Raw genomic sequence first — 25377 nt, 5'->3', positions numbered from 1 at the left:
ATGGACAGCGCAGAGAACCTCGGACAGATGGCGGCCCACCTCGGGCTCGATCTGGTGGCCGTGACCCTCCTGACCTTCGGGGTCTTCTATCCACGGCACCGCAGAAGGGAGTTGGTCCCCGCCTACCTCGCCCTGAACGTCGCGCTCTTCGCGGTGGTCTCCGCCCTCGCGAGCGCCGGCGGCAATGGCGGGCTCGCGCTCGGCTTCGGGCTCTTCGGGGTGCTGTCCATCGTGCGGCTCCGCTCGGACGCACTGCAGCACCAGGAAGTGGCGTACTACTTCATCACCCTCGTCCTGGGCCTCCTCTGCGGGCTCCCGGGCCTCGATCTGCCGGTCGCCGCCGGGCTCGCGGCCGTACTGCTCCTGGTGATGTACGGCGCCGACCACCCCCGCCTCTTCGCCGCCGACCGGCGCGCGGTCATCACCCTGGACGCCGTGTACCGCGAGGAGAGCGCGCTGCGCGACGAGTTGGCGCGGCGCCTCGGGGAGCCGCTCGGCTGGACCGTCCAAGAGGTCGACTACGTACGCGACCTGATGGTTTTGGAAGTCCGATTCCGGCCACCGGAACCTTCCGGGGGGCGCGGGGAGTTCGTACCCACAGAACCACGACGCCGCACGACCCGGTCCCGCACGCCTGCCGTCCCCCATCCGAAGGAGACCGTGTGAACCCCGCCGTACGCGCCATCGGCCGAGCCGCGCTCGCCGCGCACCCCATCTCGCTCGACGAGGTCAACGCCCGCGCGGAGTTGCTCGCCCGCTACGACAACAGCTATCTCGTGCCGGTCGAGATCTTCGACGACCTGGCCGCGCTGCTCACGGACCCGCGCCGCCCCTCGGGCCCCTTCCGGGCCCTGAGCATCGGCGGAAAGCGCTGGTTCAGCTATCACTCGACGTACTACGACACCCCTGAGCTGCTGACCTACCACCACCACCGGCAGGGCAGGCGGCTGCGCTACCGCATCCGCGAGCGGGTCTACCAGGACAGCGGTGAGCGGCAGTTCGAGATCAAGCTGAAGAGCGGGCGCGGCGAGACGGTCAAGCACCGCCAGCGCCTGGAGGGCGACGACCGCGTGCTCGACGCCGAGCGGCAGGGGTTCCTCGCGGGCGTCCTGAGCGGGTCGTACGGCATCGAGGCGCCGGGCGGGCTCACCACGGCGCTGGTCACTGAGTACCAGCGGGCGACGTTCGTGGCCGACGGCCAGCGCATCACGTGCGACGCGGGGCTCGTCGTGCGGGACCTGGCCACGGGCCGGTCGGTGGCGGCGGACTCCGGGCTCGTCCTGGTGGAGACCAAGACGCAGGGGCATCTGACGGAGGCGGACCGGGTCCTTCACCGGTACGGCGTGCGGGCCGCGGACTTCACGAAGTACTGCGGTGGGTTCGCCGCCCTGCGGCCCGAGTTGGGGGTCAATCGGTGGGCCCGGGCCGTCCGGGTCGCGTTTCCGCGGGCCGCTGCGGTGCCTGGGGGAAGGTGAGGGTCACCCGGGTGCCGCTGGCGGCGTCCGACGCCATGTCGAAGGTGCCGCCCGCGTCCTGTGCCGTCCGCCGGGCGATGTCGAGACCCAGGCCGGTGGAGCCGCCGCCGCTGGTGCCGCGTTCCGCCGCGTAGGTGGGCGGGAGGCCGGGGCCCTCGTCGGTGACGCTGAGCTCGGCCTCGCCCGCCGGGGTGGTGCGGACGGTGACACGGAACGGGGTGCCCTGAGGGGTGTGGTCCAGGACGTTGCCGATGAGGGCGTCGATGGCGGCGGTCAGATCGTCCTCGGGGACGGGCACGGGGTGCGTGCCGGTGATGGCCGCGATCTCCGTCGTGCGCCCCTGGTCCTCCGCCAACGGCAGCCAGAACGCCGCGCGTTCGCGTGCCACGGCGGCCAGGTCCGCGTAGGGGGCGTCCCGGAAGGGGCGGCGCGCCTTGCGGATCACGTCGTCGACGCTGCGTTCCAGGGCGGCGACATCCGCGGCGATGCGGTGCGCCTCCTCCGAGTCACGCAGGGTCTCGGCATCCAGACGGAGGGCGGCCACGGGGGTACGGAGGCGGTGGGCGAGGTCGGCGGCGTTCTCGCGCTCGGCGGTGAGGAGCTCGTCGATGCGGGTGGCGAGGTGGTTCAGCTCGCCCGCGACCAGGCGGAGCTCCGGCGGGCCCTCGGGAGTGGCGCGCGCGGTGAGGTCGCCCGCGGCGAGGCGGTCCGCGGTGCGGGCCAGGCGGCGGGCCGCGCCGACCAGACGGGAGCCGAGCCGGTCGGCGAGGAGCAGCCCGACGAGGACGAGGCCGACCCCGATCCCGGCGAGCACGAGCCAGGAGGTCATGGTGCCCGCGTACAACTGCCGCTCGGTGAGCGTGACCTGGACGACCGCGGTGCCATCGGCCGCGCCCTGGACGGGGACGAGGACCTGGCGTCCGCCGGTGGACGGCTCGTAGGTGAAGGCGCGGCCGGTGCGGGCCAGGCGGATGGCGTCCGTGACGTGCGCCCGGGACCGGTGATGCGGGCCGGCCCCGATGACGGTGCCGTCGGCCAGGACGAGCGAAGTGGTCGGCAGATCCTGGGTGTTGACGCTCTCCACGGTCTGCTCGGCGGTCTCGCGCTCGTCCCGGGTGGCGAGGGCGGGACCGAGGGCGTGGGCCACCCACTGGGCACGGGCGGTGGCCTCGGCGGTGGTGCGGTCGGCGGCGTGGGTGCGGGTGAGGAGGGTGAGGGGGACGAGCAGGGCGGTCAGGACGAGGGCGGTGGTGGCGGCGGTGAGGAGGAGGAGACTGCGGCGCATCAGCGGGCCCGTTCCGGTCCGGCGGCGGACTCCGTGGGGGCTTCGGGGTCTTCTGGGCCTTCTGGGCCTTCTGGGCCTTCGGGGCCTTCGGGGCCTTCGGGTCCCTCGGGGTTCTGGGGGTCCTGGAGGTCTTCGGGGGGCGTCAGCTTCACGCCCACCGTGCGGACCGTGTGGAGGTAGCGGGGTGCCTGGGCCGTCTCGCCGAGCTTCCTGCGGAGCCAGGAGAGATGCACGTCGACCGTCTTGTCGGCGCCGCCCAGGGGCTGTTGCCACACCTCGGCGAGGAGTTCGCGGCGGGAGACGACCTGGCCGGGGCGGTGGGCGAGGTAGACGAGCAGGTCGAACTCGCGCGGGGTGAGGTCCAGGGGGCTTTCGTCCAGGGTGACTTCACGGGAGGCCGGGGCGATGGCGAGGCCTCCGACGCGCAGGGGCTCCTCCGGCGCGTCGGCCGCGCCGAGCCTGCGCAGGACCGCCTTGATGCGGGCGTCGAGCTGGGCGGCGCCGAACGGCTTGACGATGTAGTCGTCGGCCCCGTCCTCCAGGATCGCCACCATCTCCCGCTCCTCGTCGCGCGCCGTCGCGACGATGACGGGTACGTCGCTCACGGCGCGGAGCATCCGGAGGATCTGGGCGCCGTCCACGTCCGGAAGCCCCAGGTCGAGCACGACGAGGTCGGGGCGGTTGGTGACCGCGGTGTCCAGTCCTGCCATGCCGCTGGGCGCGGTGGCGACGGCGTGCCCTCTGTCGCGCAGGGCCCGCACCAGGGCACCGCGCAGCTGGGGGTCGTCCTCCACGACGAGAAGATGGGCCATACATCCACCGTAGCCACGTGCTTTGGGCAGCCCTTAACCGGGCGTTAGGAAACGGTGCGGCACAGTGGCCGGATGAGGAAGTGGCGGAGCGCGGCGGTGACCGCGGCATGGGTGGCGATGGGAACGGCTGCCGGGGCGCTGGGCGCCTGGCAGTTGGCCACGTCGGACAGCGGGGTCGCGGCGCACAGCCGTCCGCTGGACGAGGGGGCGGTGGAGAGAGCCCTGGCGGCGACGAAGGCGTCCCCGCCGACGCCGGGCCGGCCGTCCGCCTCCACTTCGCCTTCCACCGCGCCCTCCACCTCGCCGTCTCCTTCGAAGAGCGCGCCGCCGAAGAGTGAGCGGTCCACCCTGCGGTTCACGGGCGGGACGGCGACGGTCGAGTGCAGGGCGGACGGGACGGTGTACCTCGTCTCGTGGAGCCCGGCGGACGGGTTCCACATGGACGACGACGTGGCCCGGGGTCCGGGCGCGGTGGCCCGCCTGGAGGCGGAGCCGAGCGACGATGACGACGACGAACGGGACGATCTGCCCTACGAGATCCGGTGCGGGGCGGACGGGGAGCCACGGGCGAAGGTGGTGGCGGACGACTAGGGGCTTCAGAGGGAACTGCCGAGGATCTCCCCGGCGTCGCGACGCCCTGCTGCTTCGGCCTGCTTCGGCCTACTTCGGCAAGGTGAGGATCTCGGCCCCGTCGTCGGTGATGGCGATCGTGTGCTCGCTGTGCGCGGTCCGGCAGCCGGTCGCGCTGCGGAGCGTCCATCCGTCGTCGTCGGTGACGAGCTGGGCGGTGTCCGCCATGATCCACGGCTCCAGCGCGAGCAGCAGTCCGGGGCGCAGCTTGTATCCGCGGCCGGGGCGCCCGGTGTTCGCGACGTGCGGGTCCTGGTGCATCGTCGATCCGATGCCATGGCCCCCGAACTCGGTGTTGACCGAGTACCCCGCATCGCCGAGGACCGTGCCGATGGCGTGCGAGATGTCCCCGATGCGGGCCCCGGGCCCGGCGACCGCGATCCCCGCGGCCAGGGCGCGCTCGGTCGTCTCGATCATCGCGACGCTCTCCTGGGGCCGCGCGGATCCCACGAGGAAACTGATGGCGGCGTCCGCCGCGACTCCGTCCTTGGAGACGGCGAGGTCGAGGGTCAGCAGATCGCCGTCGGCCAGTGCGTAGTCGTGCGGCAGGCCGTGGAGCACGGCGTCGTTGACGGCCGTGCAGATGTAGTGGCCGAACGGGCCGCGCCCGAAGGACGGCGCGTAGTCGACGTAGCAGGACACCGCCCCCGCCTCGTCGATCATGGCCTTGGCCCACCGGTCGATGTCCAGCAGGTTCGTGCCGACCGTGCTGCGGCCCTTCAGGGTGTGCAGGATGTCGGCGACCACGGCGCCGGCGTCCTTCGCTCGGGCCAGCAGGGTGGGGTTCAGGATTTCGATCATGGGGGTGCCCTTCTCATGAAACCAATAACTATACCGGGCTAACTGTACCGGTATGAGAATTGGTTTCCTGTCGTGGTCCGGTTCCGCTACTCACACCCGGGGGCTCCACTCACTCACACCCGGGGGCTCCGGGGACCCCGACACACTGTCCAGTGCCCCTCACCGCCGCGAAACAGACCGCCCATGTCCCGTCCACACCGTGGACATTTACCCTCGCCCACATGACCCCTCAGCCGAATCCCCAGGTCGGCGCCGCCGTCAAGGCCGCGGACCGCGCGCACGTGTTCCACTCCTGGTCCGCACAGGAGCTGATCGACCCCCTCGCCGTGGCAGGCGCGGAGGGCTCGTACTTCTGGGACTACGACGGAAACCGCTACCTCGACTTCACCAGCGGCCTCGTCTTCACCAACATCGGATACCAGCACCCGAAGGTCGTCGCCGCGATCCAGCAGCAGGCGGCGGAGATGACGACCTTCGCGCCCGCCTTCGCCGTGGAAGCCCGCTCCGAGGCCGCACGCCTCATCGCCGAGCGGACCCCCGGCGACCTGGACAAGATCTTCTTCACCAACGGCGGCGCGGAGGCCGTGGAGAACGCGACCCGCATGGCGCGCCTCCACACCGGCCGCCCCAAGGTCCTCTCCGCCTACCGCTCGTACCACGGCGCCACCTCCGCGGCGATCAACCTCACCGGCGACCCCCGCCGCTGGCCCTCCGACAACGGCACGGCGGGCGTCGTCCACTTCTGGGCGCCGTTCCTCTACCGCAGCGCCTTCTACGCCGAGAACGAGCAGCAGGAGTGCGAGCGCGCCCTCCAGCACCTGGAGGACACCATCGCCTTCGAGGGCCCGCGGACGATCGCGGCGATCATCCTCGAATCCGTCCCGGGCACGGCCGGCATCATGATCCCGCCGCCGGGCTACCTCGCCGGCGTACGCGAGATCTGCGACCGGCACGGCATCGTCTTCATCCTCGACGAGGTCATGGCGGGCTTCGGCCGTACGGGCAAGTGGTTCGCCGCCGATCACTTCGACGGCGGCATCGTGCCCGACCTCCTCACCTTCGCCAAGGGCGTGAACTCGGGATACGTCCCGCTCGGCGGGGTCGCGATCTCCTCCGCCATCGCGGAGACGTTCGCCCGCAGGCCCTACCCGGGCGGCCTCACGTACTCCGGACACCCGCTGGCCTGCGCCGCCGCCGTGGCGACGATCAACGTCATGGAGGACGAGGGAGTCGTCGAGAACGCGGCCCGCGTCGGCTCGGAGATCATCGCCCCCGCCCTCGCGGACCTCGCAGAGCGGCACCCGAGCGTCGGGGAGGTCCGTGGCCTCGGGATGTTCTGGGCCCTGGAACTGGTCAAGGACAGGGAGACCCGCGAGCCCCTCGTCCCGTACAACGCCACGGGCGAGGCGAACGCCCCGATGGCCGCCTTCGGCGCCGCCGCGAAGAAGAAGGGCCTGTGGCCCTTCATCAACATGAACCGCACGCACGTGGTCCCCCCGTGCAACATCACGGACACGGAGGCGAAGGAGGGCCTCGCGGCGCTGGACGCGGCGCTGACGGAGGCGGACAAGCACACGGCGTGACCGCCCCCGGTGGGCACCCCCGCCGCCGGGCGCCGGGAAACCGGTCGCCCGGGGCCGGGAACCCCGACCGCGTAGTCTGACGTGCTCGTAAGCAGACGACGACCACCAAGACGACTCCGCGAGGGAACCCAGATGCCCGGCACCGACGGCCCCGCCGTCATCCGCAGCACTCTGCGCCAGCAGATCGCCGACGCGCTGCGCGACGAGATCCTCGGCGGCCGTCTGGAGCCGGGCCAGGAGTTCACGGTCAAGGAGATCGCCGATCAGTACGGCGTCTCCGCGACCCCGGTCCGCGAGGCCCTGGTGAACCTCGCCGCGCAGGGCCTGCTCGACGCCGACCAGCACCGCGGCTACCGCGTCCACGAGCACACCCTCGCCGACTACCGGGGCATGCTGGAGGCCCGCGGCCTCGTCGCCGACGGAATCTTCCGCGACCTCGTGAAGAAGGGCACCCCCCTGGGGCCCAGGGGCCAGCAGGAAACCACCGCCGCCCTGATCTCCGTACGCCGCCGCGGCGAGGAAGCCGCACGCGCCGCCTGCGCGGGCGACCTGAACGTCCTCATCGGCTACGACCTCCGCTTCTGGCGCGAGCTCAGCGCCCTCTTCGGCAACCCCTACCTCTCGGACTTCCTGCACCGCCTCCGCCTGCAGTCCTGGGTCTGCGCCGTCACCTACCTCCGCCGCGCCGTCGAACGCGGCGACGGCGACCTGCGCGGCACCCTCTGGGCCCGGCACACCGAGCTCGTCGACGCCCTCGCGCACCGCGACCCCAAGACCGCGCACGCGATCGTCGACGAGTACAACGCCCACTCCCTCGCCCTCATCGAGCGGCTGGCCGCTGCATGAGCGTGGATCTGTCCGTCGTCGTCCCCGCCTACAACGAGGAGCGGCGCCTGGCCCCCACCCTCGCCGCGATCCGGGCCTACCTGGAGGACGGGGCCGAGGGCGGGCCAGGGGGCAGCGGCGACCGCACCCGGTGGGAGCTGATCGTCGTGGACGACGGCTCCACCGACGGCACCCTCGACATCGCGGCCGACGCCGAGGCCGCCGACCCCCGCGTCCGCCTCGTCCACTCCCCCCGCAACCGCGGCAAGGGACACGCCCTGCGCCTGGGCGTCCTCGCCTCGCGCGGCGACCGCGTCCTGATCACCGACGCCGATCTGGCCACGCCCATCGAGGAGCTGGAGTGCCTCGACAAGGCGCTCGCCGACGGCCACGCGGCGGCGATAGGGTCCCGGGCCCGCCCCGGCGCCACGATCGAGAGCCACCAGCACCGCCTGCGTGAACTCCTCGGCCGTACCGGCAATTTCCTGATACGAACGGTCGCCGTCCCCGGAGTCCGCGACACCCAGTGCGGCTTCAAGCTCTTCGACGGCGACCGTGCCCGTGAAGCCTTCGCCGCGTCGCGCCTGCGCGGCTGGGGCATAGACGTCGAGATACTGCAGTACTTCCGCCGCTCCGGCTGGCCGGTCGCCGAGGTGCCGGTGCGCTGGGCGCACCAGGAGGGCTCGAAGGTCCGCCCGGTCGACTACGCGAAGGTCCTCGCCGAACTGACCTCGCTCAAGGCCCGCACCCTGCGCCCGAGGGACCTGCTCGTCGCGGCGCTCTTCCTGGCCATGGCCGTCACCCTCTACTCGGGCCGCTGGGCGGCACCGGGCGCGCGCTACCTCCCGGACTCCCTCCAGGACCAGAACCAGTGGGAGTGGTTCTTCGCGGTGACGGCGGACAACGTCCGCCACCTCCACAACCCCCTCTTCACGGACCTCCAGAACTTCCCCGACGGCGTGAACCTCATGGCCAACACGGTCATGCTCGGCCTCTCCGTCCCCTTCGCCCCGGTGACCTGGCTCTTCGGCCCGGCTGCCGCCCTCAACGCGGCGATGACGCTGGGCCTGGCCGCGACCGCCCTCGCCTGGTACTGGCTGATCCGCAGACGTCTCGTACGGCACCGGGGCGCGGCAGCCGTCGGCGCGGCACTGGCCGCCTTCGCGCCACCGATGGTCAGCCACGCCCACGCGCACCCGAACTTCATGGTCCTGTTCATGATCCCGCTGATCATCGACAGGGCGCTGCGGCTCTGCGAGGGCACCCGGGTCGTACGCGACGGAGTGGTCCTCGGGCTCTTCACGACGTACCAGATCTTCCTCGGCGAGGAGCCGCTGCTGCTCGCCGCGGTGGGCATGCTGCTGTTCGCGGCGGCGTACGGGCTGGCGCACAGGGACATGGCGAGGGCGGCGCTGCGCCCCCTCGCGCGCGGCCTCGGCGTGGCCGTGGCGGTCACGGTCCCGCTGGTCGCCTTCCCGCTCCACTGGCAGTTCTTCGGCCCGCAGAGCTACACGAGCGTGCTGCACGGCGACAACGCGGGCAACAGCCCCCTGGCGCTCCTCTCCTTCGCGGAACGCTCGCTGGCGGGCAACGAGAAGACGGCCGCGGCCCTCTCCGCCAACCCCACCGAACAGAACGCCTTCTACGGCTGGCCCCTGGCCGCGCTGGCCTTCGCGATCGTCGTACGTCTCTGGGAGTGGACGGTGGTGAAGGCGCTGGCCTGCACGGTCCTCGCGGCGGCTTTCCTCTCCCTGGGTCCGAAGTTCCGCATTCCGCTGACGGACATCGTGCTTCCCGGCCCCTGGGCACCTCTGTCCCACCTCCCCCTCTTCGAGTCGGTCATCGAGTCGCGGGTGGCGATGGTGTGCGCCCCGGCGCTCGGCATGCTGGTGGCACTGGCGCTGGCAGGCCTCTTCGCCGCGCCCCACCGGATGACGGCAGCGCGCTGCGCGGGCGTGGCGGCGGTCGCCCTCGCGCTGCTGCCGATCGTGCCGGCGCCGCTGCGGGCGGTGGAGCGGGCGCAGCCTCCCGGGTTCATCGCCCACGGGACCTGGAAGAAGTACCTGGGCGACGGCGAGACCCTCGTGCCCGTGCCTTTGCCGGACCCGGCAGGGGCGGAGGCGCTGCACTGGCAGACCACCGCCGGCCTGGGCTTCCGCCTGCCCGGCGGCTACTTCAACGGGCCGTGGGGACCGGACCGCGTGGGCATCTACGGCGCGTCGCCCCGCAACACCTCCAACCTCCTGCGGGACGTCCGCGCGGCGGGCCGTGCCCCGCGGATCACGGAGGCGTGGCGCAGGGCCGCGCGCGAGGACCTGGCGTACTGGAAAGCGGGCGTCCTGGTGCTCGCGCCGCAGGAGCACGACGCCGAACTGCGGGTGACGGTGGAGGAACTCCTTGACCGCCCCGGAAAGTGGGTAGACGGGGTGTGGATCTGGGATCTGCACAAGGGGAGCTAGGGGGCGTCCGCCCGGACTACGCTGCCTGCACGCGAGGAACGTCCGACGTCCGATATGCCGTCCGCGTATGACCTGACCTGAGGAGCACCCTTGGCCTGTGATCTGTGGCTGGTCCCGCTCGTCGACGTGCTGTGCCACAGCCCCGACAATCCCTTCGCGGAGGAGATCGCGGCGTACGACAAGGCGCTGCACGAGGCCGGCCTGCCTTCCGTCCCCGTCTTCGCCTATATGCCGGGCCTCTCCGGGGACGTGGCCCCGGTCGCGGGATTCGACTACGACGCGCTGCATTTCCTGCGTCGTGCGTATCTGCTCCAGGTCTGCGGCCTGGAGGTCACGCCGGTGGACGAACTGGGCGGGGACTACGAGCAGTTGCTGGAGATGTTCGACACCACGGCTCAGCAGTCGCACCTGGTCTGGCACTACGACCACGCGGGGGCGTACGTCCCGGTCGACTTCCCCGCGCCCCTCTCGAACGACGAACTCCTCTCCGGGGGCGGCCCGTTGGGCTCGTCCCACGCGCTCCTGCGGGAGCTGGAGTTCGTGGCCCCGTCCATCGGCATCGACGCGACCAACCCTCCTCGCCCGCCGACCCCGCCCGAGGCGCCCACGTCCCTGGAGGAACCGGCGGCCCCGGCTCCACCGGACGACAGCCCCTTCGCGAGGGAGCGCCATGTGTGGCTCGGCCTGCACGCGGCGACCACCCGAAGCCTGGCGCAAGGCTCAATGATCATTTACAGCTGACGGCTCCCGGTCCGTCCGGCGTCCGAGGCACCCACCCGTCCCACGCGCCCCACCCGCCCCACTCGCCCCAGTCACCTCAGCGAGGCTCCGGCGGTCGCTGCCGGGGCATGTTGGGGCGGGCACCGGGCGGCAGGGCGGCCCGGACAGGGGCAGTTCCGGCCTCCCCGCGGGAGGCCGGAACCACGGCCTGCATGGCCAACGGCGCGGGGCCCGACCGGAACTCCACCATCCAGTCCGCGGTCTCGGACCGCACGAGCTCCGTCACGTCCTCCGAGAACCGCCGAAGCACCCCGAGGCACCGCTCGGCGGCCTCACTGGCCGTCCCGTCGGTGGGCCCGAGCACCTCCCGCACACTCTCCGACGCCCAGTCGAACTGCAGCACCTGAAGCCGCCGCTGCACGGCCTGCGCGGTGGCCACGTCCCGCATCCACCCGGACGTCAGGCCGAAGAACCGGTCGCACGCCACACACGCCGCCCCCGCGAGCAGCGAGACGAATCCCCACGTGGCGATACCCCCCACCGCCCCCGCCAGATCGAGCAGTGGAAGCACCCCCGCGCCCACGGCCCCCACCGCCGCCCCCACCCGCGCCAGCCGCGCCCCGCGCCGCTTCCACGCCCGGTCGGACAAGTACCACTCGGCGGTGTTGAGCGCGCCCCGCTCCACCCACCGGTACAACTCGTCGAGCCGTTGCGCCGGATCGCCCCAGTCGCCGAGGGGAAAGGCCCGCCCCGTCAGATCCCCGAGCCGGGAGCGGTCCCCACCGCCGGGGGCGCCACCGGGACCACCACCAGGAACGCCCGGCTGCGCACCCGCCCCGGCACCCTGCCCCTCTGGGGGCACCCCCTCGGGCTGCATCTCCGGCTGGCTCACCCGGCACTCCTACCTCTACGAGATCCCTGACTGTTCCCTGCGGCGGCTCCGTACGGTGCGCGCGCTGTGACAGTCGGTGCTGTTTGGTGCTGATGCGACTGATGTCATCTGCTCATGCGCAGCCCCAGTCCTACCGCCCAATGGGTGGCCATGAGCCCTTTTTCGCGGTATTTCCGCCCGGAAGAGCTGCTTGATCAGGTATAGGAGGACGGCCGATCTCACTCGAAAGAGTGCTGGGGCGAGGGCACCCCCGACCACGTAGGCTCATTCCAGGTGGAGAACCCACCGCAAATACCGTGACGAGACAGGAGCTGATCGTGATCCCCGGTGGTGGCCAGCCCGACATGCAGCAGCTGCTCCAGCAGGCCCAGAAGATGCAGCAGGACCTCGCGACCGCTCAGGACGAGCTCGCGCGCACGGAGGTCGAAGGCCAGGCGGGCGGTGGGCTCGTCAAGGCGACGGTCACCGGCTCCGGCGAGCTGCGCGGCCTCGTGATCGACCCCAAGGCGGTCGACCCGGAAGACACCGAGACCCTCGCGGACCTGGTGGTCGCGGCGGTCCAGGCGGCGAACGAGAACGCGCAGGCGCTCCAGCAGCAGAAGCTGGGCCCGCTCGCGCAGGGGCTGGGCGGCGGAGGCATCCCGGGCCTTCCCTTCTAAGAGGGCCGCAGGCCAACTACCGTACGTACCAAAGTGTGATACTCGGCAAAAGCAGGAAAGGCACCCCGTGTACGAAGGCGTGGTTCAGGACCTCATCGACGAGTTGGGCAGGCTGCCCGGCGTCGGTCCCAAGAGCGCGCAGCGGATCGCCTTCCACATCCTGCAGACCGAGCCGACGGACGTACGCCGCCTCGCCCACGCCCTCCTTGAGGTGAAGGACAAGGTCCGCTTCTGCGCGACCTGTGGCAACGTCGCGCAGGAAGATCTCTGCAACATCTGCCGCGACCCGCGCCGCGACCTCAGCGTCATCTGCGTGGTCGAGGAGCCCAAGGACGTCGTGGCGATCGAGCGTACGCGCGAGTTCCGGGGGAAGTACCACGTCCTGGGCGGAGCGATCAGTCCGATCGAGGGGGTGGGACCGGACGACCTGCGTATACGAGAGCTGCTCGCGCGCCTGGCGGACGGGACGGTCACGGAGCTGATCCTGGCCACGGACCCGAACCTGGAGGGCGAGGCGACGGCGACGTACCTCGCGCGCATGATCAAGCCCATGGGCCTGAAGGTCACCCGCCTGGCCAGCGGGCTCCCTGTCGGGGGAGATCTGGAATACGCGGACGAGGTCACCCTGGGCCGCGCCTTCGAGGGGAGACGACTCCTAGATGTCTAAGAAGCAGCAAGAGAAGTCCACGAATCCGGAAGCGTCGGCCGTCGCGGAGCCGGTCGTCGTCCCCGAGCCGGTGATCGTCCCAGAGACGGTCATCGCCCCGGAGGCGACGGTCCTCCTGCACGCCGCCGCCCAGGACCCCGACTCCTTCGCGGTGCAGATCTCGGACCAGATCGAGAGCTTCATCGTCGCGGTGACGGAGGTCGCCAAGGGCGACGAGCCCGACTCGGCCGTCCCCTTCCTCCTGCTTGAGGTCTCCCAACTCCTGCTGGCCGGCGGCCGTCTGGGCGCGCACGAGGACATCGTCCCCGAAGACCGCTACGAGCCGGATCTCGGCCCGGAGCGTGACGTCGACGACCTGCGTGAGCGCCTGGCCGCCATGCTGGAGCCGATCGACGTCTACTCCGAGGTCTTCGACCCGTACGAGCCGCGCAAGGCCCCGGTGCCCTGCCGCATCTCGGACGACCTGGCAGACGTGGTCGCCGACCTCTCCCACGGCCTGGCGCACTACCGCGCGGGCCGCACGGTCGAGGCCCTGTGGTGGTGGCAGTTCTCGTACTTCTCGAACTGGGGCTCCACCGCGTCGGGCGCCCTGCGGGCCCTCCAGTCGCTGGTCGCCCACGTCCGCCTGAACCAGCCCCTCGAAGACCTCAACGGCCTGGACACCGACGAGGACCTGGCCGAGGACGCGCTCGCGGAAGCGGCGGGCAAGGTCATGGCGGAGGAGATCGCCGGGCCCCTGGGCCTGCGCTCCGTGCAGTAGACGGCGTCCGGGACACCCGGTCCGGGCCGTACCGCCGCCCGGACCGGCGAGGGCTCAGCGCTTGCCGGCCGGCCGGAGCTGGTGCCACAGCGACCACGTGGTGGTGGTCCAGGCCCACGCACCGGCGACCAGCACCGCGACCTTCGCCCAGAACCAGAGCGACGCGGGCTCCGGATCACTGACCAGGTCGATGCCCCACCAGAGAAGTCCCCCGGTGAACAGGACGGTGGGCACCACCTCGGCCCGTGCCGCACGCCGCGACTTCCCCGGCCCTTCGCTGAGCCGCAGTGCGTAGACCTCGACGTCCCCGAACTCGCCCGCGGCGCTCCCGCCCGATGCGGCGAGATGGTCCCGCGCCTCGGCCACGCTGCGCCGGGCGTCAGCCGCGGGCACACCGTGCCGCCCCCGCAGCAGCGCGAACAGCCGCGTCAGCCACGCCTCGTCGTCGCTCCCCGCGTCCCCCTCACGTCCGCTCCGTATGTCCTCGGCAGGCACGGTCCGCCCACGGAACCAGCGCCCGACGGACTCCGGGGTGATCCGCCAGCCCACCGCCCCGAGCAGCGCGCCGACGGCGAACAACGAGGGCGCCGGAACGCTCACCTGGGGCCCTCGGGGTACGGCGGTGAACAACGCGGCGCAGACCACGACGAGCACCACGGCGCAGGCCATGGCCACCCGGCCGGCGCGCAGCCGCCCCGCCGCGCGCAGCTCGGGGACGACACCGGTCACGAGCACGATCAGCACGGCGAGCAGCAGCCCGGCCCCACCGGTGGCCCAACCGACCCGCATCCACAGGCCGTTGGCGGCCCACAGCACCACGCCGAACAGCGCGACCTGGCCGCCGGCCAGCAACAAGGAGCTGGTGAACCGGTCGCCGGGGGCGAAGCCCTCGACATCGACGGAGCTGCGCCGGGTCTCGTCGATCCGCTCGGCTGCCACCGTCTCGGCGTACGCCGTGGGATCGCCGAGCACTTCCCTGACGGGCGCCCCCGCCTCGACGGCGGTCATCCGGGCCTCCTCGAGGGCCTCCTCGGCGAGCCCTTCGGGCGGCGAGTGCTCCACGGCCAGCGCGAGCTCGAACTCCGCGGCCCACCGCGCGTCGTCGCCGCTCGGCCAGCCCGACGTCTGCTCCTTGCCTTCCGTACGCATCGTCAACTTCCCCCAGTCCCTGTCCGCTCTCAACTCTCGGAGCTCTCCGCGGAGACCCCGCTGCCCTCGGCCAAGGCCGTCACCACACCGTCGAAGTCGCGCCAGGCGCGGTACTCGACGGCCAGCCGCGTGCGCCCCGTCTCGGTGAGGCTGTAGTACTTCCGGCCGGGTCCGCCGTCGCCCGCGCTCCAGCGGATGTCGACGGCGCCTTCCTCTTCCAGCCTGGTCAGGGCCGGATAGAGCGTCGCCGCCTTGGCGTTGGACAGGCCGGCCGCGCTCAACTCCTGCAGCAGTGCGTACCCATAGCTCTCGCCCCGCTCCAGCATCCCGAGCAGACACAACGGCAACGCCGCACGCAGCCACGCGGAGCTGAATTCCGTCATGCCCTCCGCCCCTCCTCGTCTTCTCGACTAGTTAGGATTTCAGAATAGTCGGAGTCCCGGACATCCGCCAGACCCGGAAGAGTGACGGCGTGGAGAACCTGTGACCCGCCCCACTTTCGGAGTGCTCCACTCCCCAGCGGGCATGTGCCAAGCCGAGCGGTCGAAACGTACGTCCCGAGCAGCGGGCGCGTATGCCAGCGGATGATCACGGAGTGGGCGGGACATCTCACGATGCGATATTCGCGCGGCGAATTTCGGCCGCTCGTTAGACTGAGCCGACCGCAGCAGTGCGGTAAGAGACGGACTGAGCGAGGAGCGCACGTGAGCCTTGTCGTGCAGAAGTACGGAGGCTCCTCCGTAGCCGATGCCGAGGGCATCAAGCGGGTCGCCAAGAGGATTGTCGACGCCAAGAAGAACGGCCATCAGGTCGTTGTCGTGGTGTCCGCCATGGGTGACACGACGGATGAGTTGATCGATCTTGCCGGGCAGGTATCCCCGATTCCTGCCGGGCGTGAATTCGACATGCTGCTGACCGCCGGGGAGCGGATCTCCATGGCCCTTCTGGCCATGGCGATCAAAAACCTGGGTCACGCGGCCCAGTCGTTCACGGGCAGCCAGGCCGGTGTCATCACCGACTCCGTCCACAACAAAGCGCGGATCATCGATGTCACCCCGGGCCGCATCCGGGACTCGATCGACGAGGGCAACATCGCCATCGTCGCCGGGTTCCAGGGCGTCAGCCAGGAGGGCAAGAACATCACCACGCTCGGTCGTGGTGGATCCGACACGACCGCTGTCGCCCTCGCGGCCGCGCTCGACGCGGAGGTCTGCGAGATCTACACGGACGTGGACGGCGTTTTCACCGCCGACCCCCGTGTGGTCAAGAAGGCCCAGAAGATCGACTGGATCTCGTTCGAGGACATGCTGGAGCTCGCGAGCTCCGGGTCCAAGGTGCTGCTCCACCGCTGTGTGGAGTACGCCCGTCGTTACAACATCCCGATCCACGTCCGCTCGTCCTTCTCGGGACTGCGGGGCACGTGGGTCAGCAACGAACCGCAAGGGGACCGCAAGGTGGAGCAGGCCATCATCTCCGGTGTCGCGCACGACACCTCGGAGGCCAAGATCACGGTCGTCGGCGTGCCGGACAAGCCGGGTGAGGCCGCAGGGATCTTCCGCGCCATCGCGGACTCCGGGGTCAACATCGACATGATCGTCCAGAACGTGTCGGCCGCCTCGACGGGCCTCACGGACATCTCGTTCACGCTGCCCAAGGCCGAGGGCCGCAAGGCCGTCGACGCGCTGGAGAAGACCCGCGCGGCCATCGGCTTCGACTCCCTCCGCTACGACGACCAGATCGCCAAGATCTCGCTGGTCGGCGCGGGCATGAAGACGAACCCCGGCGTCACCGCAGCCTTCTTCGAGGCGCTCAGCGACGCGGGCGTGAACATCGAGCTGATCTCGACCTCCGAGATCCGCATCTCGGTCGTGACGCGCGCCGATGACGCGAACGAGTCCGTGCGCGCCGTGCACACGGCCTTCGGCCTCGACTCCGACACGGACGAGGCCGTGGTCTATGGAGGCACCGGGCGATGACCGGAAAGCCGACGCTCGCGGTCGTCGGAGCGACCGGGGCCGTCGGCGCGGTCATGCTCCAGATCCTGTCGCAGCACGCCGACATCTGGGGCGAGATCCGACTCGTGGCCTCACCGCGCTCGGCCGGCAAGAAGCTGGCCGTGCGCGGTGAGGAGGTCGAGGTGCTCGCGCTGAGCGAAGAGGCCTTCGACGGCGTCGACGTGGCGATGTTCGACGTGCCCGACGAGGTGAGCGCGCAGTGGGCTCCCGTCGCGGCGTCCAAGGGCGTCGTCGTCGTGGACAACTCCGCCGCCTTCCGGATGGACCCGGACGTGCCGCTGGTCGTCCCCGAGGTCAATCCGCACGCCGCGCGCGTGCGCCCGCGCGGCATCGTCGCCAACCCCAACTGCACGACCCTCTCGATGATCGTGGCCATCGGCGCGCTGCACGCCGAGTTCGGCCTGCGCGAGCTGATCGTCTCCTCGTACCAGGCGGTGAGCGGGGCCGGACGCGACGGCGTGGACACGCTGCGGCGGCAGATGAAGCTGGTGGCGGGCTCGGAGCTCGGCACCAGCCCCGGTGACGTACGCCGTGCCGTCGGCGACGACACCGGGCCCTTCCCGGAGCCCGTGGCGCTGAACGTGGTGCCGTGGGCCGGGACGCTGCGCGACGACGGATGGTCGTCCGAGGAGATGAAGGTGCGGGACGAGTCCCGCAAGATCCTCGGCCTGCCCGACCTGAAGGTCGCGGTGACCTGCGTACGCGTGCCGGTCGTCACCACGCACTCGGTGACCGTGCACGCGCGCTTCGAGGACGAGGTCACGGTGGACCGCGCGCGCGAGATCCTGGCCACCGCCCCCGGCGTCGTGCTGTTCGACAACCCGGCCGCCGGGGAGTTCCCGACCCCCGCCGACGTGGTCGGGACCGACCCCACGTGGGTGGGCCGGGTGCGCCGCGCGCTCGACGATCCGACGGCCCTGGAGCTCTTCGTGTGCGGGGACAACCTGCGCAAGGGCGCCGCGCTGAACACGACCCAGATCGCGGAGCTCGTGGCGGGGGAGTTCACCGGGCGTCAGCAGTAGGGCAAAAAGACGCAGAAAGGTGCAGGCAGGCGGGCAAAACGAGCCCCAAATGCTCCCCGGGGCGAAAGCCTTTGTGGGATCTGTGTAAGTTCTGTGTCCAACTTGGTGGCCAGGATCGCTTGAACTGGACCATTGCCACGTTCCAAGATTCGCAATATTCGTCCCCGTCCACTGCAACCGGCAGCTGGGCGGGGCGCGTCTTTGCGAGCGCCCTCCCGGGGGTGTGACCTGAGCGCTGCGGAAATTTGGGCATAGGGGAAGAGCTGGTACGCATGGGTGCAATTGATGCATCGTCACCAACGGCGACGCTGCCTGCCGCAAACGCGCCGCGTGATGCGTACAACCCTCCAGGGGGTGAGCGTGTCCAACAGGCGTGGCAGAGGTACTCGATTTCACAGCGGTTCAGGCGAGGGGCGCGGCCCTGCGCCCGCCTCGCCGTCCCCGTGCGCCCGCCGGCATGCCGGTGATCGCCCCCATGCCCACCACGAGATCGGCCCGCATCCCGACGCAGCGCGAGGGCGCTGAGGAGGCGATGAGCGCGGGCACCACAGTCGACCACCTGACCGAGACCTACCGCGCCCACTACAGGTCGCTCCTCGGCCTGGCGGCGCTGCTTCTCGATGACACGGCCTCCTGTGAGGACGTGGTGCAGGAGGCGTTCATCCGGGTGCACTCGGCGCGCAAACGCGTGCGGGACCCGGAGAAGACGCTCGCCTATCTCCGGCAGACCGTCGTGAACCTCTCGCGGTCCGCGCTGCGGCGCCGGATCCTCGGGCTGAAGCTGCTCTCGAAGCCGATGCCCGACATGGCGAGCGCCGAGGAGGGGGCGTACGACCTCCTTGAGCGGGACGAGTTGATCAAGGCGATGCGCGGCCTCCAGCGCCGCCAGCGCGAGGTCCTGGTCCTGCGGTATTTCGCGGACATGACCGAGGCGCAGGTCGCCGAGACCCTGGGCATATCGCTCGGGTCGGTGAAGGCGTACGGCTCGCGCGGGATCGCGGCGCTGCGGGTCGCCATGGAGGCACCGGCATGAGCAAGCATGAGTACGGGCGCGAGCACGAAGAGCGCCGCGACGAGAGCCGCGACGAGAGCGCCGAGTTTGAGCAGCATGCTGGGGACGGAACTGTGAAACACGGCCAGGGCGACGAGCCCACCGCGTCCGCGCCCGAGAGCGGGTCCGAAACCGAGGTTTCCGCTGCGGAGACCGAGGTCTCCGGGGGTGAGGGTGAGTCCGGGGCGAAGGCCGATGCCGAGTCGGGCTCCGGGGTGGATTCCCTCTTCGGTGATGACGGCGGCCCGGACGAGCTGGCGCTGCGCAGGATGATGCGTTCCGCCGTCCAGGAGATCGAGCCGGGGGACCGCGCCCTGGAGCGGCTGCGGTACGCGGTACCGGCGCGCAGGCAGCGCAAGCGCCAGGCCGTGGTCGGCATGGCAGCCGCCGCGCTCTTCATCGGCACCGCCATCCCCGCTCTCGTGCACGTCACGAACTCCGGGGGCGGATCGGACGACCGGCCGTCGATCGCGGGCAACAGCGAGCAGACGCAGGGCGGTTCGAGTCAGGGCAAGGGTCCTGACGGCGGCGAGAAGGGCAGGGGCAGCGACTCCGGCCCCTCCAAGTCGAAGGACAAGAAGGACAAGAAGGGCAAGAAGGACGGCAAGGGGAAGGGTGAGGCCAGCGGCGGCGCGACCGGTGGTCCCGACCCGGCGGGTACGGCATCCGCCGACTCGCCTGCCTGCACGGCGGACCAGCTCGGCAACGCCAGCGGTAGCGCGGGAGGCGCGGACGCCGAGGGCAAGGTGTACGGCAGTTTCCGTATCGCCAACATCTCCGGCGGCAGCTGCACGGTCAGCGCCCCGGGCGGCGTGAGCACGGCGGCGACGGGGGCGGCCGATCCCGCGAAGATCGTCGTCACCGACCACGTGGCGGGCGACGCGGCGACGGGCCTTCCCGACCCGGCACAGGCGGTCAGCTCGCTGGTCCTCCAGCCGGGCGCCGCGTACGAGGTGAAGTTCGCCTGGGTGCCTTCGGAGTCGTGTCCGACGGACAGTGGTGAGCCGTCCCCCGACCCGACCCCCACAGAGGGCAGCGGCGGAGACAGCGGCTCACCGGGCGGCACGGAGCCCCAGATGGTGCGCGAGGACGGCGGCGTACTGGACGGCGGTGTGACGGTGTCCCTGACCGCCGCCCAGGGCTCGCCCTCGGCGGGTGCGACGATCACCAACGCGTGTGCGGGGACGGTGTACCGGACGGGGATGCTGTCGGCGTCGTAGGCGACGTCGGCGAGCGGACCCTCACGGCCGGACGCCAGTGGTACGAAACCGGACGGGCCGGATCCTGAGAAGGATCCGGCCCGTCGGACGTTCGGTGGGAGAAGGCTGGAGCTGAGGGAGGGTGGGGGAGAGTGATCTCAGCCCGCGCGGACCTCGGCCGTCCCCGTCCCCGCTGCCCCGCCAGCCCCCGCCGCCCCGTCAGCCCCCGTCGCCCCGTCAGCCGTGGCGGAATCCTCCGGCAGGAGCCCCAGCTCGGCGTCCCGCGCGAACTCCCGCTCCCGCCGGAACAGCCGGAACCACATGAAGACGACGAACCCCGCGAACACGAACCACTCGCCGGTGTAACCGAGGTTCTGGAAGGCCTTGAGGTCGAGCCCGGAGTTCTCCGGCGCTGAGGCCGGTACCGCCTTCATCCCGGAGTCGCCCTTCTCCAGGGTGACCCAGGCGTCGTACACATCGCCCTTGACCAGGTTCACCAGCGAGGCCGCGCTGATGGCGCCCAGCTGGCCGTCCGGCAGTCCGCCGGCCGCGCTGACCCCGTTCGAACCGGGGCTCTCGGAGGCCTGGAGCGCGCCCGTCACGGTGACCTCACCGGACGGCGCGGCGGGAGCCTTCGCCGCACTCGCCTTCCCGGGGAGCCAGCCCCGCACGACCGGCAGGTCCTTGCCGTCCCCTGTGTGCAGCAGGGTGAGGACGTAGTAGCCCGACTTGTCGTCCAACTCCCGTTCCGGAACCAGCAGTTGCCTGCCGTACCGCCCCGAGGCCGACACCCGCTCCCCGGACGTCTCCTTGTCCACGGGGAGCATCGAGTCCAGCGGCCGGGGCTTCTCCTGCGACCGGGCCGGCGACGCCTGCCGGTCCGCCTGCTTCTGTGCGGCGTCATGCGCCTCGACGCGGTCCTCGAACCGCCCGAGCTGCCATGACCCCATGAAGACGCAGACGGGGATGGCCAGCAGTACGAAGACGTTGATCCCCCACCAGCGGGGCGTCAGCAGGAACCGGTACACACCCCCACGGTACGGGTGTGCCCGGCACAGACGCCCCGCGGGGTTGGCGAAGCCACCGGCCCCACCACCGCCCCCGGCCCGAGCCCCGCCTAGCGGAGGTGCCGCGCGGCGAAGTCCAGTTCCAGCCGCACCTGCTTGATCCGCTCGTCCACGACGAGCGAGCCGTGCCCCGCGTCGTACCGGTACACCTCGTGCACCGCGTCCCGGGCCTTGAGCCGGTCCACGTAGTTCTCCACCTGGCGGATCGGGCAGCGCGGGTCGTTCACGCCCGCGGAGATGTAGACCGGGGCCTTCACCGCGTCCACGTACGTCAGCGGGGACGAGGCCTCGAAGCGCTCCGGGACCTCCTCGGGCGTACCGCCGAGGAGCGTGCGGTCCATGGCCTTCAGGGCCTCCATCTCGTCGTGGTACGCCGTCACGTAGTCCGCTACCGGGACCGCGGCCAGGCCCACTGCCCAGGAGTCGGGCTGGGTGCCGACGCCGAGGAGCGTGAGATAGCCGCCCCAGGAGCCGCCCGCCAGGACGATGCGGTCCGGGTCCGCGAGGCCCGACGTCACGGCCCACTCCCGCACCGCCGCGATGTCCTCCAGCTCGATCAGGCCGACGCGGTGCTTGAGGGCGTCCGTCCACTCCCGGCCGTACCCGGTCGAGCCGCGGTAGTTGACGCGCACCACCGCGTACCCGTGGTCCACCCAGGCCGCCGGGCCCGCGGCGAACGCGTCGCTGTCGTGCCACGTCGGGCCGCCGTGGATCTCGAAGACCGTGGGGAGGGGGCCTGTCGCGCCGGCGGGCTTCTGCACGAGGGCGTGGACACGGCCGCCGGGGCCCTCGACCCACACGTCCTCCACCGGCACGGATGCCGGGGCCTTCATGCCCGGCGGGTCAAGGACGACGCCGCCCGTCGTCGAGCGCACCACCGGCGGCTCGGCGGCCGACGACCACAGGTACTCCACGCTGCCGTCCGGCCGCGCCGTCGCCCCCGACACCGACCCCGCGGGCGTCTCGACCTCGATCAGCTCACTGGAGGCGAACACGTACCGGAACAGCTCGCTGCGGGCCTCGAAGCTGTGCGCGATGAGCAGAGCGGAACCGTCCGGATACCACTCGGCGCTCACGTCACCCGGCAGATCCAGCGCCAGGTCCGTCTCCTCGCCCGACGCGACGTCCCACACCATCGGCTCCCAGCGGCCGCGCCGCTGATGCCCGACGAGCAGCCGCGTGTCCCCGGCGACCGGCGCGAAACCGAGGACCTCAAGACCCAGCTCGACCGTGCCGCCCTCGGTGTCGTCGAGCTCGGCGACCGTGGAGCCGTCCGGCCTGATCACCCGGAGGGTGGAGTGCATCGCGTCGCCGTGCTCCGTGTGCTCGACGGCGATCAGCGAGCCGTCGTGGGAGAGGTCGCCGACGCCCGCGGACTCGCGGTGGCGGTAGATCTCGACGGGGTCCGCGCCCGGGGCACGTACGACATGGATCGTCGACCCTTCGTCGTCCGTCGAGCGGCCCACGACGGACATCCGCCCGTCCCGCGCGAGAGCGAGGCCCGCCGGATACGACGCCTCTAGCCCTGGCACCGCGGGCTCGTCGGTGCCGCCGCCCGCGAAGGGCTGGCGCATCCACACACCGAATTCGTCGCCGTCCGTGTCGTTGAACCACCAGATCCACTCGCCGTCCGGCGAGAGGATCCCGTCCGTCGTGCCGTTCGGCCGGTCCGTCACCTGGCGCTGCTCGCCGGTCGCGCGGTCCCACGCGTACAGCTCATACGTCCCTGTCGCGTTCGACACGAACAAGGAACGGTCGGGGGCGTCCTCCGCCCAGTCGGGTAGGGACACCCGCGGCGCACGGAACCGCTTCTCCCAGTCCGGCGTCTCCGCAGCCGCGTCCGTACCTGCACCCGCATCCGTACCCGCACCCAAGTCGCTCATGGACCCCATAGTGCACGCACGCGCCGACAATCCGCTGGCGAGGGTCCCCAGCCTGTGGATAACTTTCTGGAATGTACTCACCGACCCCTTCCGACTGGCGCGAGGCCAACCGAAGACGCTGGGACGAACGCGTGCCTCTGCACCTGGCCAGTGACTACTACGACCTCGACGCCTTCCGCTCCGGCAAGGACCCGCTGCGCGCCTTCGAGCTCGCCGAGGTCGGTGACGTCACCGGGCGTTCGCTGCTCCACCTCCAGTGCCACATCGGCCTGGACACCCTCTCCTGGGCCCGGCACGGGGCCTCCCGCGTGGTCGGCCTGGACTTCTCCGAGCCCGCCGTGGAAGCGGCCCGCGACCTCGCCGCCGAGCTCGGCCTCAGCGCCGACCGGGCGTCCTTCGTCGCCGCCGACGTGTACGACGCGGCGGATGCGGTGCCCGACTCCTCGTACGACATCGTCTACACCGGCGTGGGCGCCCTGTGCTGGCTCCCCGACATCCAGCGGTGGGCCGAGACCGCGGCGGCGCTCGTCGCGCCCGGCGGCTTCCTCTACCTCTCGGAGTTCCACCCGCTCGCGGACATCCTGGACGACGCGACGGGCTCACGGATCGAGCACGACTACTTCGCCCGCGACGCCTGGGTCGAGGAGACCCCCGGCGGCTACGCGGACACGACCACCCCCACGGTCCACAACCGCACCGTCGAGTGGCAGCACCCGGTGGGCGAGGTCGTCTCGGCCCTGGCGGCGGCGGGCCTGCGCATCGACTTCCTCCACGAGCGCGACACGACGCTCTTCGCGCGCTTCGGCACCCTCGAACTCCGCGACGGCGTCCACCAGTTCCCGGTGGACCGCCCTCGCATCCCCCTCATGTACTCCCTGCGGGCGAGCAAGCCGCCCGCCTGAGCTCCCTCTCAGTGGGTCGGCCGCATCCACCCCTCCCACACGAGCCCGTCGCGTGCCGTCCCCGCCTCGCTCTCTTCCCGGTGGGGCGGCGCCGTCGAGCCGGGCCCGACCGGGTCGAACTCCCCGAGCTTGGTCCAGCCCCACGAGCGCAGGACCTCGCGCCCCAGGTCTTCGTCCCGTTTGATGACCGCGACGACCAGATCCGTGGCGTGCCGGACGAGCAGCAGCGTGCGCAGGCGACCCGAGACCCCTTGGCGCCGGTACGCGGGCACCACCATCAGCTCGGTCAGGACGAAGACCCTGCCCGATGCAGTGCGCTCCTCGACCTCCGGGGGCAGCACCCCGCGGAATCCCTCCCACCAGTCGCCGGTACGCGCCGCGCGGTAGCCGTAGAGACAGCCGACCAGGCCCCCCGCGTCGGCGACGACCATGTCGAAGTCGGGCCGCTGCACGGTGCTCTCGAAGAGCCGCAGAAACCCCTGCCTGTCGCGGTACTCGGCTCCGGCGTCTCCTTCGTAGGCCTCGACATAGACGTCGGCGACCGCTTCCCGCTGCTGCTCCGCCTGCCACCGGGTCAGCCGCCGCAAGAAGACCTCTGCCATTCGTTCCTCCACCCGCCCCCGCCGAGGGAACCTCGAACCCCTCGACACCCATGGACTCCGCATGGTGGCACCACGGAACGGTGAGCGGAACGGGGCGTGTCAGGGCCACTTGAAGTCAGGGCCGGTTGAACTCAGGGCCGGTTGAAGACAGGACGCCGTGCTCCCGGTGGCTTCAAAGATGCATCATCGCCATGACCTCAGGGCTCCGTACGCCCGTCGACACGGTGGGCACGGCCTCGCCCGCGCGGATCCATCCGGCGCGCTCGGCAGCCATGACGGCGTCCCGTTCCCCGGCATCGGCTTCCGCGTTCAGCCGCTCGTCGGCGCCCAAGTGCTGGGCTCCCGCGGCTGTTCCGGCCGTCAGTGAGGCCTTGAGAGCCGCCTTGCAGGCCGCCGCCGAATGCTCGGCGTGCTCGGTGCCGTCGTCGACGAGTTGTCCCATCTGGGCGGCCTGCGCCGCGGCGGCCGAGGCGTTGCGCGCACAGCGGGAATCCGCGGCCGGGTCGGGCGCACTCTCGGAGAGGACGGCGAGGGCCTGGGCCGCCACACGGGCGGCATGAGCGGCCTTCCAGACGGCGTCAGCATGACCGTCGGCCCCGGGTCCCTGCTGCTCGGCCCCCTGCCGCTCGACCCCACGTCGCTCGACGTAGCGGCTGAGCGCCGCCGCCCGTGCCGCCGCGCTCTCGGCGCGGGCCGCGTGACCCGCCCGCAGGGCTTCCGTCGCCGGGCTGCGTTCTCCCGGTTCTCCCGGTTCTCCCGGTTCTCCCGCTGGCTCTCGCTCTTCGTGGTCGTGCTCGTTCACCGGCACCTCCATGCCTGCACGGAGCGACGGGGTGCTGTGCCCCGTCCCCACCCGACGTGGTCCACAGCGGTGGACGGCGGATGTGTCGGGCAGGGTGGCACGTTGCCGTACAACAGA

General features: G+C 71.4%; 26 protein-coding genes. 15 read left to right on the top strand and 11 right to left on the bottom strand.

What is annotated here, in order from left to right:
- Both OG302_RS20245 and OG302_RS20240 read left to right on the top strand, forming a co-directional pair.
- Entirely contained in the window at positions 1-666 is a 666-nt protein-coding gene (locus OG302_RS20245; protein ID WP_371528066.1) for a DUF4956 domain-containing protein, read from the top strand.
- Entirely contained in the window at positions 663-1475 is an 813-nt protein-coding gene (locus OG302_RS20240) for a VTC domain-containing protein (RefSeq protein WP_371528065.1), read from the top strand. The genes OG302_RS20245 and OG302_RS20240 overlap by 4 nt, the downstream gene beginning before the upstream one ends.
- Here the strand turns inward: OG302_RS20240 and OG302_RS20235 are convergent.
- From OG302_RS20235 to OG302_RS20225, 3 genes are read right to left on the bottom strand one after another with little or no spacing between them, the layout of a single operon-like run.
- Positions 1408-2760: a sensor histidine kinase gene (locus OG302_RS20235; protein ID WP_371528064.1), complete on the bottom strand. Its 1353-nt coding sequence runs from the start codon at positions 2758-2760 to the stop codon at positions 1408-1410. The two genes, OG302_RS20240 and OG302_RS20235, sit on opposite strands and share 68 nt — an antisense overlap.
- Entirely contained in the window at positions 2760-3572 is an 813-nt protein-coding gene (locus OG302_RS20230; RefSeq protein WP_371528063.1) for a response regulator transcription factor, read from the bottom strand. The genes OG302_RS20235 and OG302_RS20230 overlap by 1 nt, the downstream gene beginning before the upstream one ends.
- A 44-nt stretch (positions 3573-3616) precedes the next feature.
- Complete coding sequence (locus OG302_RS20225) at positions 3617-4012, bottom strand: hypothetical protein (RefSeq protein WP_371528062.1); 396 nt, start codon at positions 4010-4012, stop codon at positions 3617-3619.
- Between OG302_RS20225 and OG302_RS20220 the strand changes: the two genes are divergently transcribed.
- Positions 4011-4163 carry a hypothetical protein gene (locus tag OG302_RS20220; RefSeq protein WP_371528061.1) on the top strand — a complete coding sequence of 51 codons (153 nt, stop codon included), beginning with the start codon at positions 4011-4013 and terminating at the stop codon, positions 4161-4163. The two genes, OG302_RS20225 and OG302_RS20220, sit on opposite strands and share 2 nt — an antisense overlap.
- A gap of 69 nt (positions 4164-4232) precedes the next feature.
- Here OG302_RS20220 and map read toward each other — a convergent pair whose 3' ends face one another.
- Entirely contained in the window at positions 4233-5003 is a 771-nt protein-coding gene (gene map / locus OG302_RS20215; protein WP_371528060.1) for a type I methionyl aminopeptidase, read from the bottom strand.
- Positions 5004-5224: 221 nt separating this feature from the next.
- Between map and OG302_RS20210 the strand changes: the two genes are divergently transcribed.
- The 4 genes from OG302_RS20210 to OG302_RS20195 all read left to right on the top strand — a co-directional run bounded on the left by OG302_RS20210 (position 5225) and on the right by OG302_RS20195 (position 10611).
- Entirely contained in the window at positions 5225-6586 is a 1362-nt protein-coding gene (locus tag OG302_RS20210; protein ID WP_371528059.1) for an aspartate aminotransferase family protein, read from the top strand.
- Between the two features lie 132 nt (positions 6587-6718).
- The gene (locus OG302_RS20205; RefSeq protein WP_371528058.1) at positions 6719-7432 is read left to right on the top strand and encodes a GntR family transcriptional regulator; all 714 of its coding nucleotides are present in this window, start codon (positions 6719-6721) and stop codon (positions 7430-7432) included.
- Positions 7429-9870: a glycosyltransferase gene (locus tag OG302_RS20200; RefSeq protein WP_371528057.1), complete on the top strand. Its 2442-nt coding sequence runs from the start codon at positions 7429-7431 to the stop codon at positions 9868-9870. The genes OG302_RS20205 and OG302_RS20200 overlap by 4 nt, the downstream gene beginning before the upstream one ends.
- A 90-nt stretch (positions 9871-9960) precedes the next feature.
- The gene (locus OG302_RS20195) at positions 9961-10611 is read left to right on the top strand and encodes a hypothetical protein (protein WP_361829187.1); all 651 of its coding nucleotides are present in this window, start codon (positions 9961-9963) and stop codon (positions 10609-10611) included.
- A 76-nt stretch (positions 10612-10687) separates the two neighbouring features.
- Here the strand turns inward: OG302_RS20195 and OG302_RS20190 are convergent, their stop codons facing one another.
- Positions 10688-11482 carry an SLATT domain-containing protein gene (locus OG302_RS20190; RefSeq protein ID WP_371528056.1) on the bottom strand — a complete coding sequence of 265 codons (795 nt, stop codon included), beginning with the start codon at positions 11480-11482 and terminating at the stop codon, positions 10688-10690.
- Positions 11483-11799: 317 nt separating this feature from the next.
- On the opposite strand from OG302_RS20190, the gene OG302_RS20185 reads away from it, so the two are divergent.
- The 3 genes from OG302_RS20185 to OG302_RS20175 all read left to right on the top strand — a co-directional run bounded on the left by OG302_RS20185 (position 11800) and on the right by OG302_RS20175 (position 13568).
- Entirely contained in the window at positions 11800-12141 is a 342-nt protein-coding gene (locus tag OG302_RS20185) for a YbaB/EbfC family nucleoid-associated protein (protein ID WP_361829540.1), read from the top strand.
- Positions 12142-12208: 67 nt separating this feature from the next.
- Positions 12209-12808, top strand: a complete 600-nt coding sequence (gene recR, locus OG302_RS20180; protein ID WP_371528055.1) for a recombination mediator RecR — start codon at positions 12209-12211, stop codon at positions 12806-12808.
- The gene (locus tag OG302_RS20175) at positions 12801-13568 is read left to right on the top strand and encodes a DUF5063 domain-containing protein (RefSeq protein ID WP_371528054.1); all 768 of its coding nucleotides are present in this window, start codon (positions 12801-12803) and stop codon (positions 13566-13568) included. The genes recR and OG302_RS20175 overlap by 8 nt, the downstream gene beginning before the upstream one ends.
- 54 nt (positions 13569-13622) lie before the next feature.
- On the opposite strand, the gene OG302_RS20170 is transcribed toward OG302_RS20175, so the two are convergent.
- Both OG302_RS20170 and OG302_RS20165 read right to left on the bottom strand, forming a co-directional pair.
- Positions 13623-14717 (bottom strand): hypothetical protein, encoded by a 1095-nt coding sequence (locus OG302_RS20170; protein WP_371528053.1) that lies wholly within the window; start codon positions 14715-14717, stop codon positions 13623-13625.
- Positions 14718-14746: 29 nt separating this feature from the next.
- Positions 14747-15100 carry a PadR family transcriptional regulator gene (locus tag OG302_RS20165; protein WP_371528052.1) on the bottom strand — a complete coding sequence of 118 codons (354 nt, stop codon included), beginning with the start codon at positions 15098-15100 and terminating at the stop codon, positions 14747-14749.
- Positions 15101-15421: 321 nt separating this feature from the next.
- Here OG302_RS20165 and OG302_RS20160 point away from each other — a divergent pair, with 321 nt between their 5' ends.
- The 4 genes from OG302_RS20160 (at position 15422) to OG302_RS20145 (ending at position 20025) form a co-directional block, all read left to right on the top strand.
- Positions 15422-16693: an aspartate kinase gene (locus OG302_RS20160; RefSeq protein WP_361829197.1), complete on the top strand. Its 1272-nt coding sequence runs from the start codon at positions 15422-15424 to the stop codon at positions 16691-16693.
- A complete protein-coding gene (locus OG302_RS20155; RefSeq protein ID WP_371528051.1) occupies positions 16690-17754 on the top strand; it encodes an aspartate-semialdehyde dehydrogenase in 1065 nt (354 codons plus the stop codon). The genes OG302_RS20160 and OG302_RS20155 overlap by 4 nt, the downstream gene beginning before the upstream one ends.
- Before the next feature lie 373 nt (positions 17755-18127).
- A complete protein-coding gene (locus tag OG302_RS20150) occupies positions 18128-18787 on the top strand; it encodes a SigE family RNA polymerase sigma factor (RefSeq protein ID WP_160506274.1) in 660 nt (219 codons plus the stop codon).
- Positions 18784-20025, top strand: coding sequence for a hypothetical protein (locus OG302_RS20145; protein ID WP_371528050.1), 1242 nt, complete (start codon positions 18784-18786; stop codon positions 20023-20025). Before OG302_RS20150 ends, OG302_RS20145 begins: the two co-directional genes overlap by 4 nt.
- A 137-nt stretch (positions 20026-20162) precedes the next feature.
- On the opposite strand, the gene OG302_RS20140 is transcribed toward OG302_RS20145, so the two are convergent.
- Both OG302_RS20140 and OG302_RS20135 read right to left on the bottom strand, forming a co-directional pair.
- Positions 20163-21032, bottom strand: coding sequence for an SURF1 family protein (locus OG302_RS20140; RefSeq protein ID WP_371528049.1), 870 nt, complete (start codon positions 21030-21032; stop codon positions 20163-20165).
- 89 nt (positions 21033-21121) lie between these two features.
- Complete coding sequence (locus OG302_RS20135) at positions 21122-22954, bottom strand: prolyl oligopeptidase family serine peptidase (protein ID WP_371528048.1); 1833 nt, start codon at positions 22952-22954, stop codon at positions 21122-21124.
- 71 nt (positions 22955-23025) lie between these two features.
- Here OG302_RS20135 and OG302_RS20130 point away from each other — a divergent pair, with 71 nt between their 5' ends.
- The gene (locus tag OG302_RS20130) at positions 23026-23856 is read left to right on the top strand and encodes a class I SAM-dependent methyltransferase (RefSeq protein WP_371528047.1); all 831 of its coding nucleotides are present in this window, start codon (positions 23026-23028) and stop codon (positions 23854-23856) included.
- Positions 23857-23864: 8 nt separating this feature from the next.
- Here the strand turns inward: OG302_RS20130 and OG302_RS20125 are convergent, their stop codons facing one another.
- Both OG302_RS20125 and OG302_RS20120 read right to left on the bottom strand, forming a co-directional pair.
- Positions 23865-24458 (bottom strand): hypothetical protein, encoded by a 594-nt coding sequence (locus tag OG302_RS20125; protein ID WP_371528046.1) that lies wholly within the window; start codon positions 24456-24458, stop codon positions 23865-23867.
- Between the two features lie 172 nt (positions 24459-24630).
- A complete protein-coding gene (locus OG302_RS20120; RefSeq protein ID WP_371528045.1) occupies positions 24631-25260 on the bottom strand; it encodes a hypothetical protein in 630 nt (209 codons plus the stop codon).
- Between the last annotated feature and the right edge of the window lie 117 nt (positions 25261-25377).

The organism is Streptomyces sp. NBC_01283 (assembly GCF_041435335.1).
GTDB lineage: Bacteria > Actinomycetota > Actinomycetes > Streptomycetales > Streptomycetaceae > Streptomyces.
The sequence above is the reverse complement of the archived record's forward strand: the minus strand, read 5'-3'. Positions and strand labels throughout refer to the sequence as shown.